Annotated in this window: 18 protein-coding genes; 9 read left to right on the top strand and 9 right to left on the bottom strand. The window is 64.4% G+C overall.

Annotated elements, in window-relative coordinates; translation table 11 throughout:
• Position 1 precedes the first annotated feature (1 nt).
• The 6 genes from ACTJLB_RS08215 to ACTJLB_RS08190 form a co-directional block, all read right to left on the bottom strand.
• On the bottom strand, positions 2-574 hold the full coding sequence (locus ACTJLB_RS08215; RefSeq protein WP_440782993.1) for a DUF2946 family protein: 573 nt from the start codon (positions 572-574) through the stop codon (positions 2-4).
• Entirely contained in the window at positions 567-1,643 is a 1,077-nt protein-coding gene (locus ACTJLB_RS08210; protein ID WP_440782992.1) for a YheT family hydrolase, read from the bottom strand. The genes ACTJLB_RS08215 and ACTJLB_RS08210 overlap by 8 nt, the downstream gene beginning before the upstream one ends.
• A gap of 76 nt (positions 1,644-1,719) precedes the next feature.
• A complete protein-coding gene (locus tag ACTJLB_RS08205) occupies positions 1,720-2,166 on the bottom strand; it encodes a nuclear transport factor 2 family protein (RefSeq protein WP_020069241.1) in 447 nt (148 codons plus the stop codon).
• A gap of 180 nt (positions 2,167-2,346) precedes the next feature.
• A complete protein-coding gene (waaF, locus tag ACTJLB_RS08200) occupies positions 2,347-3,372 on the bottom strand; it encodes a lipopolysaccharide heptosyltransferase II (RefSeq protein WP_020069240.1) in 1,026 nt (341 codons plus the stop codon).
• 332 nt (positions 3,373-3,704) lie between these two features.
• Complete coding sequence (locus ACTJLB_RS08195; protein ID WP_020069238.1) at positions 3,705-3,899, bottom strand: zinc-finger domain-containing protein; 195 nt, start codon at positions 3,897-3,899, stop codon at positions 3,705-3,707.
• Positions 3,900-3,989: 90 nt separating this feature from the next.
• Positions 3,990-4,913 carry a branched-chain amino acid transaminase gene (locus ACTJLB_RS08190; RefSeq protein WP_020069237.1) on the bottom strand — a complete coding sequence of 308 codons (924 nt, stop codon included), beginning with the start codon at positions 4,911-4,913 and terminating at the stop codon, positions 3,990-3,992.
• 283 nt (positions 4,914-5,196) lie between these two features.
• Here ACTJLB_RS08190 and ACTJLB_RS08185 point away from each other — a divergent pair, with 283 nt between their 5' ends.
• The 9 genes from ACTJLB_RS08185 to ACTJLB_RS08145 all read left to right on the top strand — a co-directional run bounded on the left by ACTJLB_RS08185 (position 5,197) and on the right by ACTJLB_RS08145 (position 15,040).
• Positions 5,197-5,943 carry an AzlC family ABC transporter permease gene (locus ACTJLB_RS08185; protein WP_131320084.1) on the top strand — a complete coding sequence of 249 codons (747 nt, stop codon included), beginning with the start codon at positions 5,197-5,199 and terminating at the stop codon, positions 5,941-5,943.
• Positions 5,940-6,263: an AzlD domain-containing protein gene (locus ACTJLB_RS08180; protein ID WP_027778879.1), complete on the top strand. Its 324-nt coding sequence runs from the start codon at positions 5,940-5,942 to the stop codon at positions 6,261-6,263. Before ACTJLB_RS08185 ends, ACTJLB_RS08180 begins: the two co-directional genes overlap by 4 nt.
• Before the next feature lie 267 nt (positions 6,264-6,530).
• On the top strand, positions 6,531-7,724 hold the full coding sequence (locus ACTJLB_RS08175) for a phosphoglycerate kinase (protein ID WP_392394333.1): 1,194 nt from the start codon (positions 6,531-6,533) through the stop codon (positions 7,722-7,724).
• 505 nt (positions 7,725-8,229) lie between these two features.
• Entirely contained in the window at positions 8,230-9,666 is a 1,437-nt protein-coding gene (pyk, locus tag ACTJLB_RS08170) for a pyruvate kinase (RefSeq protein WP_020069233.1), read from the top strand.
• Positions 9,667-9,959: 293 nt separating this feature from the next.
• Positions 9,960-11,024 carry a class II fructose-bisphosphate aldolase gene (gene fba / locus ACTJLB_RS08165; protein WP_020069232.1) on the top strand — a complete coding sequence of 355 codons (1,065 nt, stop codon included), beginning with the start codon at positions 9,960-9,962 and terminating at the stop codon, positions 11,022-11,024.
• A gap of 142 nt (positions 11,025-11,166) precedes the next feature.
• Complete coding sequence (locus ACTJLB_RS08160) at positions 11,167-12,057, top strand: phosphoribosylaminoimidazolesuccinocarboxamide synthase (RefSeq protein WP_088175699.1); 891 nt, start codon at positions 11,167-11,169, stop codon at positions 12,055-12,057.
• A gap of 36 nt (positions 12,058-12,093) precedes the next feature.
• Positions 12,094-12,612, top strand: coding sequence for a 5-(carboxyamino)imidazole ribonucleotide mutase (purE, locus tag ACTJLB_RS08155; protein ID WP_020069230.1), 519 nt, complete (start codon positions 12,094-12,096; stop codon positions 12,610-12,612).
• Between the two features lie 156 nt (positions 12,613-12,768).
• The gene (locus tag ACTJLB_RS08150; protein WP_020069229.1) at positions 12,769-13,965 is read left to right on the top strand and encodes a 5-(carboxyamino)imidazole ribonucleotide synthase; all 1,197 of its coding nucleotides are present in this window, start codon (positions 12,769-12,771) and stop codon (positions 13,963-13,965) included.
• Positions 13,966-13,975: 10 nt separating this feature from the next.
• A complete protein-coding gene (locus ACTJLB_RS08145) occupies positions 13,976-15,040 on the top strand; it encodes an L-threonylcarbamoyladenylate synthase (RefSeq protein WP_440782991.1) in 1,065 nt (354 codons plus the stop codon).
• A 159-nt stretch (positions 15,041-15,199) separates the two neighbouring features.
• Here the strand turns inward: ACTJLB_RS08145 and ACTJLB_RS08140 are convergent, their stop codons facing one another.
• From ACTJLB_RS08140 to dacB, 3 genes are all read right to left on the bottom strand, one after another.
• On the bottom strand, positions 15,200-16,450 hold the full coding sequence (locus tag ACTJLB_RS08140) for an SGNH/GDSL hydrolase family protein (RefSeq protein ID WP_020069227.1): 1,251 nt from the start codon (positions 16,448-16,450) through the stop codon (positions 15,200-15,202).
• Between the two features lie 94 nt (positions 16,451-16,544).
• Positions 16,545-17,510 carry a sterol desaturase family protein gene (locus ACTJLB_RS08135; RefSeq protein ID WP_440782990.1) on the bottom strand — a complete coding sequence of 322 codons (966 nt, stop codon included), beginning with the start codon at positions 17,508-17,510 and terminating at the stop codon, positions 16,545-16,547.
• 149 nt (positions 17,511-17,659) lie between these two features.
• A complete protein-coding gene (dacB, locus tag ACTJLB_RS08130) occupies positions 17,660-19,357 on the bottom strand; it encodes a D-alanyl-D-alanine carboxypeptidase/D-alanyl-D-alanine endopeptidase (RefSeq protein WP_440782989.1) in 1,698 nt (565 codons plus the stop codon).
• Positions 19,358-19,363: the final 6 nt, after the last annotated feature.

Raw genomic sequence — 19,363 nt, 5'->3', positions numbered from 1 at the left:
CTCAAGCGTTCGCCGCCGGACTTTGCACAAAGCCGAAGCGCGACGCAACATCCGCCCGGCGCACGGGCTCCAGCGACAGCTTCACGCCGTCCTTCCAGTGAAATTCGCCGCTCAGCGAATCTTCGGCGAGCGCTGCGTGATCCGCGAAAACTTCGAGATCGTGATCGTGCAACACGGCGACTCGCGGCTGCGCGGAGGTGTCGGCGAACAGAATGGCGCCTTCGTCGTCGGCCAATACCGCCGACGGCTCGAAATCGTTGCCTGCCTGATCTTTCAGCGCCAGCGTGCCGCCGGGTTCGACTATCAGGCGCACGACCCAAGGCGTGTAGCCGAGCTCCACATATACGCGCTGCGGACCGTTCTGAAAGAACCACTGCCCGCGTTCGTCGCGCTCGTAATTGCGGTTGATGAAGCCGAGCAACGCCTCGTGACGGATCGGCACGCCCGACGAACCGCTCGCCTGCGCGGCGTCGTCGCGCATACGCCAGTTGCCGCGCCGGTCGAGCATCAGCCAGCCGGTGCAACTCGGTACGTTCGGCCACTTGGCCAACGCCTGCTTGACGATGTCATCCATGATCGACGTGCTGCTCCAGATAGCCGAGCACGCGCCGCGACAACCAGTCGATGCGGCCCGGAAACGGTCCGGTCATGAAGCCGGCGTGGCCACCGTGCCGCGGCTGATCCAGTTCCACCGCTGCCGACACCTCATGCCGCGACGGCAACGCCTCGGCCGGCAGGAACGGATCGTTGCGCGCGTTCAGCACGAGCGTGGGCACCTGAATGTGCGGCAACAACGGTCGCGTGGTTGCCGCGCTCCAATAGTGGTCAGTATTGCGAAAGCCGTGCAGCGGCGCGGTGACGACGTTGTCGAACTCGTACATCGTGCGGCTTGCAAGCATCGCGTCGCGGTCGAAAAGACCCGGAAATTGCACGAGCTTCTGCGAAGCTTTCAGCTTGAGCGTCTTCAGGAAGTTGCGCGTATAGACGAGCCCGAAGCCCTGCGACAACGCTCGACCGCCAGCGTGCACGTCGATCGGCGTGGAGATCGCGGCGGCGGCGGAGACGATCGACGCCGCGTCCTCGCGCTGCTCGCCGAGCCAGCGCAGCAGCACATTACCACCGAGCGAGACGCCCGCCGCGGCGATCGGCCCACGATGCACAGCGCGCAGGCGCCGCAGGACCCAATCGACTTCGTTGCTATCGGCAAGATGATAAAAGCGCGGCAAGCGATTCAGCGTGCCGCTGCAACTGCGGAAATGCGGTACTACGCCGTGCCAGCCGTACTCGCGTGCGGCCGCCATCAACGTGGATGCGTAGTGCGATGCCGAACTGCCTTCCAGGCCGTGGAACAGAACGAGCAACGGTGCGTCGGCGGCCGGAACTGGGGTTGCCGTATCCGTTGCAAGCGTCGGGCGCGGCTCGCTGCCGTGCACGACCCAGTCGACGTCGATGAAATCGCCGTCTGGCGTATCCCAGCGTTCACGGCGAAACGCCACCGCCGGACGCCGGGCGAACAGCGACGGCACGATAGTCTGCACATGCTTGTTCGGCAGCCAGAGCGGTGCGCGGTAGAGCAGGTCGATGGCTGCCTCGACGGCAGCTTCGGCGCGCGTTGCGCCCGAAGACGGGGATCCGCCTTGCATCGTTCCCGATGAGGACTGGCTGCGGGGCGTGCTCATGCCGGCCGTGGAGCGAGAGTGCGGCGCTGCCGACCGCGCGTCAGTGAAGCGACCCTTGGCCATGTCGCATCTTCGTAGCGAACTGGCTGGCTGCTTCGTTCGGCATAGGGCTCGCGTGAATGTGCGCGATGCGCCACTCGCCGCGTTCGTGAACCATCACGTAGGTGGTGAAGACCATTGCAGGCAAGGCTTTCGGATCGACCGGGCGATGCGCTTCCGCGATCGCGTAGACGACGGTGCCCAGGCTGTCGTACACGCGGATATCGAGCGGCTCGATCGAGACCGGCGCGGCTTCGAGCTGGATCTGCAAGCCGGCCCGAATGCTGTCGAGGCCATGCAGATGCGAGCCGTCTGCACAGATGCAGCTCACGAACTCTTCATCTATCCACAGGCCCATGAGGCTGTCGATATTGACCTCGGCGACAGCCTGGTAATAGGCGTTGAGGGTATCGGCGGCAGCTTCGAAGATATGGGCAAAACGTGGCATGGCTCGTCAGTCTCTTGTGCGCGGCGCGCGGTTGCGGGGCAGCGGTCAGCGGGACAGTCCGGCGCACCGGACAATCGCCCCGGGCGCCAGAATGCCCGCGCCGCAAGGCGTGAACATGACGCGACGCGCTCAGGGGCGTGCGGTGTTGCGTGCGAGTGCTGCGTACGAGTGTCAGCCGGCTCAGCGATGCGCGAGCAACATGCCGCGCAGATCGCCGAAAACCTGCTCGGCGCTCAACTGCTTCAGACAGTTCAGATGGCCAAGCGGACACTCGCGCTGAAAACAGGGGCTGCATTCGAGATGAAGCCATTGTACCTTCGCAAGCTCCGACAAGGGCGGCGTGTGGCGCGGATCCGTTGAACCGTAGACGGCCACGAGCGGCCGGCGCAGCGCCGCGGCGACGTGCATCAACCCGGAATCGTTCGTGACGACCGCGTTGGCTCGCGCGATTAGCGCACATGCTTCGCCGAGCGCCGTCTGTCCGCACAGATTGCGCACGTTGGGCGCTTTCTCGGCAATCGCCTGCGCAAGCGGCGCATCTTTCGGCGAGCCGAGCGCGACGATCTGCGTGTACGGGAACGACTGTCCGACCATTTGCGCAAGCGCCGCGAAGTGCTCGGGCGGCCAGCGCTTGGCCGGACCGTACTCGGCGCCGGGACAGAACACGAGCAGCGGCACGCGCGTGTCGAGGTTGAAGCGCGCCGACACGCGCGACGCTTCGTTCGGGTCGGCGTCGAGCCGCGGCATTGGCAGATCGTCGGGGATTTTGGCGCCGGGAGCGTAGGCGAGGGCGGCGTAATGCCGGACCATCGGCGGACGCTCGTCTTTGCGCGGATTCGCATGACGCACGTTCAGCAGGCCAAAACGGCTTTCGCCGGTATAGCCGATCCGCAAGCGAATGCCCGCCATCCACGGAATCAGCGCCGACTTGAACGAGTTCGGCAACACGTACGCCGCGTCGTAGCCGACGTCGCGCAAGTCGCTCGCGAGTTGCCAGCGGCGCAACATCTGCAGCTTGCCGTGCGCGAGGTCGGTCGCGTAGACATCATGGATTTCCGGCATGCGTTCGAGCACGGGCGCGACCCAGGAGGGCGCGACCGCGTCGATGGCGATGCGGGGATGCAGTTTCACGAGGCGCGCAAACAGCGGCTGCGCCATCAATGCGTCACCGATCCAGTTCGGTGCGATAACCAACGCGCGACGCATCAGAGTGATTGTCCGGTGTCGAAACGAAGCGCCGCGCGCGATGCGCGTGGCGCTTCGGATAGGTAAAAGTGAAAGGGGAAGCCGTCAGCGAGGCGCCGCGATGCCGTCATAGCTGTCATGCCGCTTGGTTGCCTTGCTGCTGCGCACCCGTCTGCTCGCGTTGCCTCGAACGCGCTGCCAATGGAGCGCAACGGAAAGCAACGCGCCGAGGCAACGCATGCGAGGCTGAGTCTGGCGACACCGCGCGTTGCAAATTCACGCGATCAGTCGGACAGGCAATGACAGGCAACTTCGCACATAACGCCGCAGACGAGCGAGTCAGAGCGCGAGCTTTAGTGGCCCTTGATGACTTCGCCGTCGCGCAGCTTGTAACGGGTGCTGCAATAGGGGCAGCGCGCTTCGCCGTGCGTGACGTCGATAAAGACGCGGGGATGCGCGCTCCAGCGCGGCATGGCCGGATTCGGGCAGTACGCCGGGAGGTCTTTCGCCGTCAGTTCGACCAGCGGCATTTCCTTGATATCGCTCATGAGACTTTCTCGTTGTATGCAGGGTGCGTGCGGCGCGCCGTCCCGGACCGTCGTCAAACGAAGGCGGCCCGAAGCCAGGAGCGGCGCGCGTTAGATCTTGGTCAGCCAGTGCGCGTACTTCTCGCTCTTGCCGTTGACGATATCGAAGAAGCCCGACTGCAGCTTCTCCGTGATCGGGCCGCGCGCGCCCGCGCCGATCGTGCGGTTGTCCAGTTCACGGATCGGCGTGACTTCCGCGGCGGTGCCGGTGAAGAACGCTTCGTCGCAGGTATAGACCTCGTCGCGGGTAATGCGCTTTTCAATGACCGGAATGCCCATGTCGCGGGCAAGCGTGATGACCGTGTCGCGCGTGATGCCGTCGAGGCACGACGACAGGTCCGGCGTGTACAGCTTGCCGTTGTTCACGAGGAAGAAGTTTTCGCCGGAGCCTTCCGACACGTAACCGTCGACGTCGAGCAGCAGCGCTTCGTCGTAGCCGTCGGCGATGGCTTCCTGGTTGGCGAGAATCGAGTTCACGTACCAGCCCGATGCCTTCGCGCGGACCATCGACACATTCACGTGATGCCGCGTGAACGACGAAGTCTTTACGCGGATGCCCTTGGCAATGCCGTCTTCGCCGAGGTAAGCGCCCCACGGCCACGCCGCGATCGCCACATGGATGGTGTTGCCCTTGGCCGAGACGCCGAGCTTTTCCGAGCCGACCCAGATGATCGGGCGCAGGTAGCACGACTCGAGCTTGTTCTCGCGGACCACCTCGCGCTGCGCGGCGGCGAGCGTTTCGTGGTCGAACGGCACGTCCATCTGGAAAATCTTGGCCGAGTTCAGCAGACGCTTGGTGTGTTCCTGCAAACGGAAAATCGCGGTGCCGCCGTCTGCTGTTTTGTAGGCGCGCACGCCTTCGAAAACGCCCATGCCGTAATGCAGCGTGTGGGTCAGCACGTGGATCTTGGCATCGCGCCAGTCGATCAGCTTGCCGTCCATCCAGATCTTGCCGTCGCGGTCGGCCATTGACATACGATTCTCCAGCAGGTGCGTGTTTATCTGAGCCCCCAGGCCCGTCGCCTCGCGTCAGGCCCCCGAGGGGGCGGGAACGCCGGTACGTGCCGGCGGCTTCCGGTGGGGTGCGGCGAAGAGCGTCATTTTAGCGTCTTTTGCACACGGAACGGGCATTCGCACGCACTTCGGGCGCTATAATTCGGCACACGCATAATTCACATCCGGACGCGCCAGCGGGTGCTTGACGACCTGGCGCCCATTTCCCTCATCGCGGCCACCTGCGCCGGCGCTTTTTCGCCTCATGCTCGCTCGTCTGTCAGATATCGATCGCCGCGCCTTCCGTGAAGGCGCTCGCGACTATTCGCCAACGCTCATGGCGATCTGCTCGTGGGGTCTCGTCACCGGCATCGCAATGAGCAAGTCGGTGCTCACGCTGCCCCAGGCGCTCGCCATGTCGCTGCTGTGCTACGCCGGTTCGTCGCAACTGGCGGTGCTGCCGCTCCTCGCCGCCAAGCTGCCGGTCTGGACCGTGCTGCTCACGGCCGCCATGGTCAATTTGCGTTTCGTGATCTTCAGCGTCGGCCTCGCGCCGCATTTTTCCTACCTGTCGATGTGGCGGCGCATCTCGCTTGGCTACTTCAACGGCGACGTGATCTATCTGCTGTTCGTAAAGAAGAACTTCCCGACCGGCTACGTGCCCGGCAAGGAAGCGTACTTCTGGGGCATGGCGGTGAGCAGCTGGCTGTCGTGGCAGGTCGCGTCGATCGCGGGCATCCTGCTCGCGAGCCTGATTCCCGACAACTGGGGCCTGGCGCTCGCCGGCACGCTTGCGCTGCTGCCAATCATGGTGGCGGCAATCGCGACCCGCTCCACACTGGTGGCGGTCGGCATCGCGGGCGTCGTCTCGCTTCTCGCGTTCGATCTTCCGTACCGGCTCGCGCTGCCGCTCGCGGTGATCGCGGCGATTATCGCGGGCAGTGCTGCGGATCTGATGGTCGAGCGCGCCGACTTACGGCGCATTCGCGGCGGCGCGGGAGATTCGCGGTGACATCCACGGAAATCTGGCTGGCAATTATCGGCATGACCATCGTCACCGCGGTGACACGCGCGATGTTTCTAATCGGCGGCGAGCGCACGGTTTTACCCGCGCGCGTTCAGCGCATGCTGCGCTATGCGCCTGCCGCAGCGCTTGCAGCGGTGGTGCTGCCCGACGTACTGGCAACGCCCGAGGGCCTGTCATTTGCGCCGTCCAACCACGAGTTTTATGCGACCCTTGCCGGCCTCGGGTGGTTTTTGTGGCGCCGCACCATGCTCGGTACGATCGTCGTCGGAATGGTGGTGTTCACGATGTTGCGGCTCTTCATGTAACTCCCGTGCGGCCGATGCTGCGCTGCGGCATGCGGCGCGCCGTCCAAATACGGGACATTCGCCTGGTCGCGGGTCAGAAGGCAGTTCGGATCAGTTAAAATGCCCCTTTTCCGGGATGATCGCGCCGATGCCTGGCGCCTGCGCCGCGGCCTTGCCGCCGGCCCCCGACTTTGTGGAGCCGCCGTGCCGACGCGCTGGAGTTCACCGCGCCCAAAGCCCTGAGCGACGTCCGCCACCGCCTTCTCATCAACTCGCACACAAACGCCCATGAACAAGGTATTGCGTCTCTCCGATCTGATCGCCGAAGGCAAGCTGTCCGGCAAACGGGTGTTCATCCGCGCCGATCTGAACGTGCCGCAGGACGATCAAGGCAACATCACCGAAGACACCCGCATCCGCGCCTCCGTGCCGGCCGTCAAGGCAGCGCTCGACGCTGGCGCGGCCGTGATGGTCACGTCGCACCTTGGACGTCCGACCGAAGGTGACTTCAAGCCGGAAGATTCTCTCGCGCCGGTTGCAAAGCGTTTCGCCGAACTGCTTGGCCGCGACGTGCCACTCGTCGCGAACTGGGTGGAAAACGGCGTGAACGTCGCGCCGGGCGAGGTTGTGCTGTTGGAGAACTGCCGCGTCAACAAGGGCGAAAAGAAAGACTCCGACGAGCTCGCGCAGAAAATGGCGAAGCTTTGCGACATCTACGTGAACGACGCGTTCGGCACCGCGCATCGCGCTGAAGCCACCACGCACGGCATCGCGAAATATGCGCCGATCGCTTGCGCCGGCCCGCTGCTCGCCGCCGAGCTGGAAGCGCTCGGCAAGGCGCTCGGCGCGCCGAAGCGTCCGCTGGTTGCGATCGTCGCGGGCTCGAAGGTGTCCACCAAGCTGACCATTCTGAAGTCGCTGGCCGAGAAGGTCGATCAGCTGATCGTGGGCGGCGGTATCGCCAACACGTTCATGCTGGCGGCCGGTCTGAAGATCGGCAAGTCGCTGGCGGAAGCGGATCTGGTGAACGAGGCCAAGGCGATTATCGACGCGGCGAAAGCACGCGGCGCATCGGTGCCGATCCCCACCGACGTGGTCACCGCCAAAGAGTTCTCGCCGACCGCCAAAGCGGAAATCAAGGCCGTCGCCGATGTCGAAGACGACGACCTGATCCTCGACATCGGGCCGGAAACTTCGAAGGCGCTCGCCGCGCAACTGGAAAAAGCCGGCACCATCGTGTGGAACGGCCCGGTCGGCGTGTTCGAATTCGACCAGTTCGGCAATGGCACGAAGACACTGGCCGACGCCATCGCGAGATCGTCCGCGTTCTCGATTGCGGGCGGCGGCGATACGCTTGCCGCGATTGCCAAGTACGGCATCCACGACAAGGTCAGCTATATCTCGACGGGCGGTGGCGCCTTCCTCGAGTTCCTGGAAGGCAAGAAGCTGCCCGCCGTTGAAGTACTGGAATCGCGGGCTTAACGTGGCGACGCGCTCACCAACGTCGAAATCTGCAAAAGCGGACGGTCAGCGCGGCAAGCCGCGCGACACCGCAACAGCAGCGGCAGGGGAGCGCGCCACGCGCTCCGACGCGGCAACGGCGACGACGGCGGCCCCGGAGTCGGCGCTTGCCGACACGGTTGCCGCCGCGGTTGCCGCTGTCGGCGAAGCTGCACACGCTGACAGTCATCCAGAAACATCCGAGAATTCTCCCGTGCTCGCGGAGCCGACCACTGCAGGCGGCACCTCTCGATTGGCCGGCGACCAGGCTAACGAATCGGCCGGCCCGCCGGCAGAACTCCCCGATCCGCAAGTCGCGCCCGCTCCCCCACCGGCGCCGCGCGTGCTGGTTTCGAACACTGCTTCACCCCATAAAGCGACGCTGGTTTCAACCGGCGCGCAGCCCCTGGCAGCATCTTTCGGTGCGCAGCCTCCGCATCCGACTCGCAGCGCTCTTTCCAGCGATCCCATCCAGACGAGGAGACTCATGCATCGCGCCACCAAGATTGTCGCTACCATCGGACCGGCTTCCAGCACGCCGGAGATCCTGCTGCAAATGATTCAGGCAGGCGCCGACGTGGTGCGGCTCAATTTCTCGCACGGCACGGCCGACGACCACCGCCAGCGCGCCGAATTCGTGCGCGAGGCGGCTCGCCAGGCGGGCCGCGAGGTCGCCATCATGGCGGACCTGCAAGGCCCGAAGATCCGGGTCGGCAAATTCGAAAACGGCAAGGTTTCGCTCGTCGCGGGTGAGCCGTTCATCCTCGACGCCGACTGCGAACTCGGCAACCAGGAGCGCGCCGGTCTCGACTACAAGGACTTGCCCCGCGACCTGAAGCCGGGCGACGTGCTGCTGCTCAACGACGGCCTGATCGTGCTGAACGTTCAGCGCGTGATCGGCAACGAGATTCATACGATCGTGAAGATCGGCGGCGATCTGTCCAACAACAAGGGCATCAACCGTCAGGGCGGCGGTCTGTCGGCGCCCGCGCTGACCGCCAAGGACATGGAAGACATCCGCACGGCCATGTCGCTCGGCGTCGATTTTGTCGCGGTGTCGTTCCCGAAGAACGCGACCGACATGGAAATGGCTCGCCAACTGGCGAACATCGCCGGCGCACCTTACGGCATCAAGCCGAAGATGATCGCCAAGATCGAGCGCGCCGAAGCCATTCCTGCGCTGCAAGGCATTCTCGACGCATCCGACGGCATCATGGTCGCGCGCGGCGATCTCGCCGTGGAAGTGGGGAATGCCGCAGTCCCCGCGCTGCAAAAGCGGATGATTCGTATGGCGCGCGAGTCGAACAAATTCGTGATCACCGCGACGCAGATGATGGAGTCGATGATCTACGCGCCGGTGCCGACCCGCGCCGAAGTGTCGGACGTCGCGAATGCGGTCCTGGACGGTACGGACGCGGTCATGCTGTCGGCGGAGTCGGCAGCGGGCAAGTATCCGGTGCAGACCATCGAGACAATGGCCGCGATCTGCGTCGAAGCCGAGAAGTCGGAGCAGTCGGAGCTGGACCGGGATTTCCTCGATCGCACGTTTACGCGCATCGACCAGTCGATCGCCATGGGCGCGCTCTTCACGGCGTTCCACCTTGGCGCGAAGGCGATCGTCGCGTTGACCGAATCGGGTTCGACCGCGCTGTGGATGTCGCGTCACTGGACGCACGTGCCGATCTTCGCGCTCACGCCGCGGGTCGGCAGCGAGCGGGCAATGGCGCTGTACCGCAACGTGACTTCGCTGCATCTGGACACCAACACCGACCGCGACACCGCGTTGCAACAGGCGTTGGAGACGGTGGTCAGCAAGGGGTACGCGTCGCGTGGGGACATGGTCGTGCTGACCGTCGGCGAGCCGATGGGGCAGGCCGGCGGCACGAACACGCTGAAGATCGTGCGGGTCGGCGAGCCGTATTGATCGCATGCCCGGCGGACCGGGGTTAGCGGGTTGCACCCGCTCCGGTCGACAGCTTTGCATGGGATCGGAGTAACGCGCTAAAGCGCGAACTCCGATCGACAGATTCGCATGACCGGTACTGGCTGGATCGAACGAAGCAGGTTGTCAGGCCTCGCGAGAGGCGGTGCACCCGCCGCGATTGCGTGCGTGGCGTGAATGAACGGGTGCGCACGGGTATGCAGCTTGCTTCGCGACAAGATCGCCCACAAGATGCCGGCGGCACAAGAATTCGTTTCAATCTAAGGAGTTACAGCATGCCTCTCGTATCAATGCGTCAACTGCTGGACCACGCCGCTGAAAACGGCTACGGCCTTCCGGCATTCAACGTGAACAACCTGGAGCAGGTGCAGGCGATCATGGCGGCGGCCGACAAGGTCAATGCCCCGGTCATCATGCAGGCTTCCGCTGGCGCGCGTAAGTACGCGGGCGAAGCGTTCCTGCGCCATCTGATCGAAGCAGCGGTCGAGTCCTATCCGCACATTCCCGTCGTGATGCACCAGGACCACGGCCAGTCGCCGGCGGTCTGCATGGCGGCGATCCGCAGCGGCTTTACGAGCGTGATGATGGACGGCTCGCTCGAAGCCGACGGCAAGACGGTCGCTTCATACGAGTACAACGTCGACGTATCCCGCAAGGTCGTGGAAGCCGCGCATTCGATCGGCGTGACGGTCGAAGCGGAACTCGGCGTGCTCGGCTCGCTGGAAACCATGAAGGGCGACAAGGAAGACGGCCACGGCGCGGAAGGCACCATGACCCGCGAGCAATTGCTGACCGATCCGGAGCAGGCCGCCGACTTCGTCAAGCTGACGCAGTGCGATGCGCTCGCAATTGCAATCGGCACGTCGCACGGCGCATACAAGTTCAGCAAGAAGCCGACGGGCGACATTCTGTCGATCCAGCGCATCAAGGAAATTCACCAGCGCATTCCGAACACGCACCTCGTGATGCACGGTTCGTCGTCGGTGCCGCAGGAACTGCTCGCGGAAATCCGCGAATTCGGCGGCGACATGAAGGAAACCTACGGTGTGCCGGTCGAGGAAATCCAGGAAGGCATCAAGCACGGCGTGCGAAAGGTCAACATCGACACCGACCTGCGTCTCGCGATCACCGGCGCAATTCGCCGCTACATGGCGACCAATCCGGGCAAGTTCGATCCGCGCGATTACCTGAAGCCGGCGCGTGAAGCTGCGATGAAGATCTGTATCGAGCGCTACACGCAATTCGGCTGCGAAGGCCAGGCTGGCAAGATCAAGCCCGTTTCGCTTGATAAAATCGCGGAGAAGTACAAGTCGGGCGAGCTTGCGCAGGTCGTCCGCTAAGCGGTATTTGCTTCAGCGCAGGCTCGACACCTGGCCGTCTGGCCAGGTTGTCGTTAGATCGCCGTTCCCGCATCATCCGGGGAACGGCGTTTCCCTTTTGTTCCGGTCACACTTTTTGCCTTACTTTTAGCGAACCACGACGATGTCTACCCTCTACGAATCCACGCTCCGCTCGCTGCCGCTGCTCGGCCGCGGAAAAGTCCGCGACAACTATGCAGTGGGCAACGACCAGTTGCTGATCGTCACGACCGACCGTCTGTCGGCGTTCGACGTCATCATGGGCGAGCCGATTCCGAATAAGGGGCGCGTGCTCAACGAAATGGCGAACTTCTGGTTCGAAAAGCTCAAGCACGTGGTGCCGAATCACCTGACCGGCGTGGCGCCGGAATCGGTGGTGGCGGCGGACGAAGTCGAGCAGGTCAAGGGCCGCGCGGTCGTCGTGAAGCGCCTCGAGCCGATCCTCGTTGAAGCCGTGGTGCGCGGCTATCTGGCCGGCAGCGGCTGGAAAGATTACCAGGCCACGGGTTCCGTGTGCGGCGTCGAATTGCCGGCTGGTCTGCAAAACGCGCAAAAGCTGCCTGAGCCGATCTTCACGCCGGCAGCCAAGGCCGAGATGGGCCATCACGACGAAAACATCACGTACAACGACATGGAGCGTCGCATCGGCACCGAGCTGTCGGCCACGATCCGCGACATTTCGATCAGGCTGTACAAGGAAGCTGCGGATTACGCCGCCACGCGCGGCATCATCATCGCCGACACGAAGTTCGAGTTCGGTTTGGACAACCACGGCAAGCTGTACTTGATGGACGAGGCGCTCACCGCCGATTCGTCGCGCTTCTGGCCGGCCGACCAGTATCAGGTCGGCACCAATCCGCCGTCGTTCGACAAGCAGTTCGTGCGCGACTGGCTGGAAACGCAGGACTGGGCGAAAGAGCCGCCCGCGCCGAAGCTGCCGGACGACGTTATCCAGAAGACGGGCGAGAAATACCAGGAAGCGCTCGAACGCCTGACCGGGCAGAAGCTCGCCTGACCAGATCCGCGCCGTTCGAGAAAAGGAAGCCGCAAGATGAGTGAAGCACAGACCGCCCATACGCATGGCGCGCCGGTTATCGGCGTGTTGATGGGCTCCAGTTCCGACTGGGAAGTAATGAAGAACGCCGTCGCGATCCTGCAGGAATTCGGCGTGCCCTACGAGGCAAAGGTCGTCTCCGCGCACCGCATGCCGGACGAAATGTTCGCCTATGCTGAAAGCGCGCGCGAGCGCGGTATCCGGGCGATCATCGCGGGCGCGGGCGGCGCGGCTCACCTGCCGGGCATGCTGGCGGCCAAGACCACGGTGCCGGTGCTGGGCGTGCCGGTGGCGAGCAAGTATCTGAAGGGTGTCGATTCGTTGCACTCGATCGTGCAGATGCCGAAAGGCGTGCCCGTCGCCACGTTTGCGATCGGCGAAGCGGGCGCGGCGAATGCGGCGCTGTTCGCGGTCTCTATTCTGAGCGGCACGAGCGGCGAATATGCCGAGAAGCTTGCGGCGTTCCGGGTGCGCCAGAACGAAGCGGCACACGCAATGGTATTGCCGGCGCTGTAAGCGCGCGCCGGGAAATGGGCCGATGCACCTGCTGGAAACGGCCTCAGTAACGGCTCGATTGATACACGAAGTCCTCTGTCAGACCCACCGGCCGGACGGTTGCCATTGCAGGAGTTGCAGGACTGCAGGCACACCCGGTCGCGACCGACCACTAAGATGAACCCAGACAACACACCGGTTTCACCGATTTTGCCCGGCGCATGGCTCGGCATGGTTGGTGGCGGCCAGCTCGGCCGCATGTTCTGCTTTGCCGCTCAGGCAATGGGCTATCGCGTCGCCGTGCTCGATCCGGATGAAAGCAGCCCCGCGGGCTCGGTCGCCGACCGCCATCTGCGCGCGGCCTACGACGATGAAGCGTCGCTGACCGAACTCGCGCGGCTATGCGCGGCGGTGTCCACCGAATTCGAGAACGTGCCGGCCGCGAGCCTCGACTTCCTCGCGAAGACCACGTTCGTGAGCCCGGCCGGCCGATGCGTCGCCGTGGCTCAGGATCGCATTGCCGAGAAGCGCTTTATCGCGTCGTCGGGCGTGACGGTCGCACCGCACGTGGTGATCGAATCGTCGGACGCGCTCGCCGCGCTTGACGATGCGAAGCTCGAAGCCGTGCTGCCCGGCATCCTCAAAACGGCTCGCATGGGTTATGACGGCAAGGGCCAGGTTCGCGTACGCAATGCCGCCGAAGTGCGCGAGGCGTATGCGTCGCTCGCCGGCGTGCCGTGCGTGCTGGAAAAGCGCTTGCCGCTGAAGTTCGAAGTTTCCGCGCTGATCGCGCGCGCGGCGAGCGGCGCTTCGGTGGTGTACCCGCTCGCGCAAAACACGCATCGCGACGGCGTGCTGTCGCACACCATCGTTCCGGCGCCGGACGCAAGCGCCACACTCGTCGAGCAGGCGCAACAAGCCGCGCTGCAAATCGCGGACAAGCTCGGCTATGTCGGCGTGCTGTGTGTCGAATTCTTCATTCTCGAAGACGGCTCGCTCGTGGCCAATGAAATGGCGCCGCGTCCGCACAACTCCGGGCATTACACCGTCGACGCCTGCGCGACCAGCCAGTTCGAACAGCAGGTACGTGCAATGACCGGCATGCCGCTTGGCGACACCCGTCAGCATTCGCCGGCAGTCATGCTGAACATTCTCGGCGACGTCTGGTTCCCGGACGGCCCGAAGGGCGCGTCGGTCACGCCGCCATGGCACGAGGTCGCGGCGATGCCGGCGGCGCGTTTGCATCTGTACGGCAAGGAAGAAGCCCGTTGCGGCCGCAAGATGGGCCATGTGAATTTCACGGCTGCGACGCTCGAAGAAGCACGCACGGCGGGGCGCGACTGTGCGCGGCTGCTGCACATCGCCACGAGCTGACGCGCGAGCCATGTCCGATCAACAGCAACCCGCCCAACCCGCTGCAGTCGCCGCCAATGCGCTGCCCGTGAGCGCCGCGCAAATCGAGCACGCAGCGGCGCTGCTCGATGCAGGCGGTCTCGTCGCGTTTCCCACGGAGACGGTCTACGGGCTCGGCGGCGACGCCGAGAACCCAGACGCGGTGGCTCGCATTTATGCGGCGAAGGGCCGGCCGGCGAATCATCCGGTGATCGTGCATTTGGCTCCGCAGGGCGATCCGCACTACTGGGTCGAGCATTTGCCTCAGGAAGCGCAACGCTTGATCGACGCGTTCTGGCCTGGGCCGCTCACGCTCATCCTGAAGCGCGCCGCGCGCATACCCTCGGCGGTCAGCGGCGGGCAGGATTCGGTTGGACTGCGCTGTCCTTCGCATCCCGTAGCGCAAGCGTTGCTGCAGGCGTTCAGCGCGTTGCGCGACGGACATGGCGGCGTCGCGGCGCCCTCGGCGAATCGCTTTGGGCACGTAAGTCCGACCACCGCACAACATGTCCGCGAGGAGTTCGGCAGCGCGATTCATGTGCTGGACGGCGGCGCGTCCGACGTCGGCATCGAATCGACAATCGTCGATTTGTCGCGTGGTTTTCCTGCCTTGCTGCGACCGGGCCGCGTCACGCCGCAAGACATCGCCGACGTGCTCGGTGAAGCGCCGCGCCTTCCCGACGGCTCCGACGCAACGGCGCCGCGTGCGTCCGGAACGCTGAAGGCGCACTACGCGCCTCGCACGCCGTTGGCGCTGTTGTCGTTCACCGCGTTGGAGCCGGTGCTGGCCGCCCGCGAGCCGGGCGAGCGCGTTGCGCTGGTTGCCCGCGCTTCGCGTGCGGGGCAGTGGGCCGACGCCGAAGGCGTGCATTTCATTGCGGCCCCGGAAGATCCGCACGTGTATGCACGCGAGCTTTACGGCTTGCTGCGGGCGCTCGATCGTGCGGACGTCACGCGCATCTTGATCGAGAAGTTGCCGGATACGATCGAATGGATCGCCGTGAACGACCGCCTGGGCCGCGCGGCAGCGGCGTTCGAAGCGCAAAGCCACGCCTGAACTCTCGCGTCTCGCGCCGTGCTCCGAAGTAGCGGAGAAGCGCGCAATAAAAAAACGCCTGGCTGCAATCGACACGCTCACACAGTCGATCAGCCAGGCGTTTCGCGTTCCAACGTTCGCAGCTAAAGACCGCGTCACGCGCGGTCTCCCAAACTCCAGTTATTTACCGAGCCCGGTCGCCGCGATCTGCTGCTGGACATACTGCGCGAACAACGCGTGCATGTGCGTGCTCGGGTGGACCGTGTCCGCGAACATGTAGGTCTGGTCGGCACCGGCCACCGTGTAGGTTTGCGGCGAGCAGAACAGCGAAGAGGCGAACTGGCTGCCGTACTGCTCCGGAGTCAGGCCGTTCGTCGCGGCGGGATTGGCTCGGGCGTAGGCCGTTGCGTTGGCCTGCATCGCGCTCAGGTTGCACGCAGTGTCGGTGTTGGACACCGTGAAGCCGAGCGCCTTGTAGTTCGGCAACTGCTGATCCTGCCACGCGAACGCATCGACCACGATCACTTTGCCCGTGCCCACGAGGCCGAGCGCCGTGAGGTTCTGAACGAAGAGATAGTTATACGCGGCGGCGATTCCCGACAGCAGCGCGGCGGAGCCCGGTGTCTTCGCGTTGGACGCAACGCCTAGCGGCGTATTGCCGATGTCGGGCACAGTCGAGACCACCACGTGGGTCGCACCCGCGCCAACAATGGTTTTGACTTGCGCGGCCAGTTGGGCGGCGGCCTGAGCGACCTGCGGGTTAGACAACTGCTGCAGATAGCCGACGATGAACGCGACCTGGCCTGCCTGCGTGTTCGGCAGCTTGCCTGCCTGCACGAGCAGCGGGTATTGCGTCTGTAGCGCGGTGCCGAGCGCGGTCAGGTTAGCGGTGTTTTCCGCGAACTGGAAGATGTCGTTCGCTCCGCCGTTCACGAGCACGAGCTGATTCGGGTTGAAGCTCGAATGGGCACCGAGGTAGTTCGCGACCTGAGTCACGATGGGCACCGTCGTGGCCGCCATGTTGTTAGGCGCCCAGCCTTTGCCTTGAGCATTCACGACGTCCGAGCCGCCCTGCGCATAACCGTAGCCGCCCGTTGCGACCAGCGGCTGGCCAAAGCCGCCGAGGTATGCCGGCTTCAAGGTGTCGCCGTAATACTCGGCCACTTTCTGCGTCCACACTTCGCCCGGATTGGTCGTGAAGCGGCCACCGCCGAAGCTGCCCTGAATCACCGGCGAATAGGTGCCGGCGTCCGAGAGGCTGTCGCCGAACGAAACGACTTGCAACTTGACGCCGCCCGCAGGTGTGCTGCTGGCGTTGTTGTTATTGTCGCTGCCACCGCCGCACGCGGCCAGCAGCGCAAACGCCGCGCTCGCAATGGCGGTTTGCGAGAGGCGCAACCAATGCTGTTTCCTCGATGCTGTGTGCTTCATGTTGACTACATCTCCTCGTATGTTTGGCCCTTGCGCCATATATTGCAGGCTGCGTCCACCGCGTCGGCGGCGTGACGACAGCTTACAGAATCTTCTACGGTCTGCGTCGTGCGGAAAACGTGGCCGTATCGTTGCTATCGTCGATAGTTGCGCGCGCAAGCGTGGCCGTTGAGCCGCCGCTGCTGCGTGCGTGATAGTCGGCCGCCCACGCGGGCGTTGCGAAAAGCGCACGCAGCTTGTTGCGCGCGCCGTGCACGCTCGCGAAGTCGCGCGCCATCGACGCCCATTCGTGGAACGTCACCTTCAGCGGGTTATACGTATCGAGCGGCTCCACAATGCCGTACACGGGCGGCTCGCGCGGGTCCTCGTCGACGTAGCTGCCGAACAGCCGGTCCCACACCACGAGCACGCCAGCGTAGTTGTGGTCGATATAGCGGTCATTGCGCGCGTGATGCACGCGGTGAATCGACGGCGTGTTGAATACGTACTCGAGCCAGCCGAGCTTGCTGCCCGTTTTGCTGCCGAATTTACCGATCGCCTGCGTATGCACGAAAAACTGGAAGCCCAGGTTGATCAGCACAATAGCGACGATCTGCTTCGGCGGAAACCCGAGTACGGCGAGCGGAATCCAGAAGAGCCACATGCCAGCCACCGGATACATAAGGCTCTGGCGGAACGCGGTCGAAAAATTCATCCGTGCCGACGAGTGGTGCACGACGTGCGCGGCCCACAGCCATCGCACGCGGTGGCTGCAACGGTGAAACACGTAGTAGAGCAGATCCTGCGCGACGAACAGCACGGCAAACGAAAGCCAGCCTGCGTGCCACGTGTAGACGCGGTAGTGATCGTAGAAGAACGCATAGACAGGGATGATCGCGAGCCAGGCGAGCTTGTCGGCGGCTTGCTGCATGAGCGCGAGCGCTGCGTTGCACAGCGTATCGCGCCAGCTATAGAGCCGCGCGCCGGGGCGCGTTCGCCGCAGGTGCCACGCCTCCCAGCCGATACATGCGAGAAAGACTGGCGCCATGGCGAGCAGCAGCAATTCGGCGTCGAATTGCATGGTGTCTTCCTCCGTGGTCCCTTGTCGCCGCGTGATATGCCGCGGTGTTTTGTCGTGTTGCTGTGCGAGCGTGCAGCGCGTCTCGAACACTGCTCGACAGCGTACACGCTTAAGGTCTCACCGCGCGCCGCCTTCGCTAGAAGGAATCCTCAATGCGCTTCGCGCTTGCGCGGGTTTTTCCTGGGCTTGCCATGCGGTGCCACGCCGGCCGATTCCGCGGCAGGCGCCGAGATTTTGCTGAAGCCCGAGCTCGGTCCCTGATACACCCATTCGAGCAGCGCGTCGTGCGCGGCGCGCGCGGCCTCGGAGTGCGGATCGTTGATGAAGCTCACCACCACGTAGCTGTTGCCGTCCGCCGATGCCACGTAGCCCGCGATCGCCCGCACGTCGCGCAAGGTGCCGGTCTTGATTTGCGCGTTGCCGCCCGCGCCCTGGTTGGTCAGCCGGTTGCGCATGGTGCCGTCGACACCGGCAATGGGCAGCGACTGCACGAACACCTGGGCGACAGGGCTCGCGTTGGCGCGTTGCAGCAGGTCGGCGAGCGAGAGCGCGGTGATGTGCTCCTCGCGCGAGAGGCCCGAGCCGTTGTCGAGCGTCAGATATTCCATGTCGATGCTGTCACGCCGCAGGAACGCCTCGATCGCGCGGGCGGACTTGGCGGGCGTCGCAGGCCCTTTTTCTTCAGCCGCTCCGATCGACAGGAACAGGTTGCGCGCCATGGTGTTGTTGCTGAACTTGTTAATGTCGCGAACGATATCCGACAACACCGGCCCCTGATGCGTGGCCACGAGTTTTGCGCCGACGGGCACGGCACCTTCACGCGTCGCGCCGCTGAAGGTGCCGCCCGTCTGCTGCCACAAAGCAAGGAAGCCGCCCGCGAAGAACGCCGAGTGGTCCAGCACCGCGACGTTGACGGTGCGCGGACCGCAGCGCACCGAATAGTCGCCGGCGAACGATGCGACGAGCGTGCCGTTCGGCGTCGGCGTGACGGTGGGCGACACCGATGCCGCTTCGCCGCGGCACGGGCCGTTGACCGCGCGCATCTGATTGTCGATCTGTAACTGTGCAAGCGCGGGCAGTACGTCGATGGTGACGGTGCCGTCGGATGAAGGCGTCAACGTGAACGATAGCGACTTGAATGCGTACAGCAGCGGGTCCGGCCCGACGTTGTATGGCGCGGTCGCGTCGTCGTCGAACGGCGGCAGATCGCGCGTCGACGGATCGAAGTAGCGCTTGTCGAGCACGAGCGCGCCGTCTATGCCGCGAATCCCCGCCTTGTGGATCTTCTGCACGAGGTCGATGAGTTCTTCGGGCACGAGCTTCGGGTCACCCGTACCTTGAATGTACAGATTGCCGTGCAGCACGCCGTTGGCGTCGACTGTGCCGTCGGCGTACGCGTTGGTGCGCCAGCGGTAGTCGGGGCCGAGAATCGACAGACCGGAGTAGGTGGTGACGAGCTTCATCGTCGAGGCGGGCATCATCGGCTTGCCCGCATTCAGCGCGACGATCGGCGTGCGATCGCCGACTTTTTCGATGACCACGCTGATCGACGACAACGGCACGTGCGCGCGCTGCAAGCCGATCATCACCGATTGCGGCAACACGGTGCTGACGTTGACGCTCGGATGGGCCGCCTTGACACGCGCCTGCGCAGCAAGCGGCAGCGACGCGCCGCCGGCAAGCGCGGCACAGACGAGCAGCCATGCGCTCGCGTGCGACGCCGCGCGGCGCGGCGCGGCGGAACCAGAGCAGGCGGACAAGGGTGCGATGAACGACGACGTTAAGCGCGAGCGCAGCGCCGCTCGATGAAGATGGCGTGCGGCGAAAGACAGGAAAGCGTGCGTCATGGACGG

Origin of the sequence: Paraburkholderia sp. 22098, assembly GCF_052045935.1 — a bacterium.
GTDB classification, from domain to species: Bacteria; Pseudomonadota; Gammaproteobacteria; order Burkholderiales; family Burkholderiaceae; genus Paraburkholderia; species Paraburkholderia caledonica.
The sequence above is the reverse complement of the archived record's forward strand: the minus strand, read 5'-3'. Positions and strand labels throughout refer to the sequence as shown.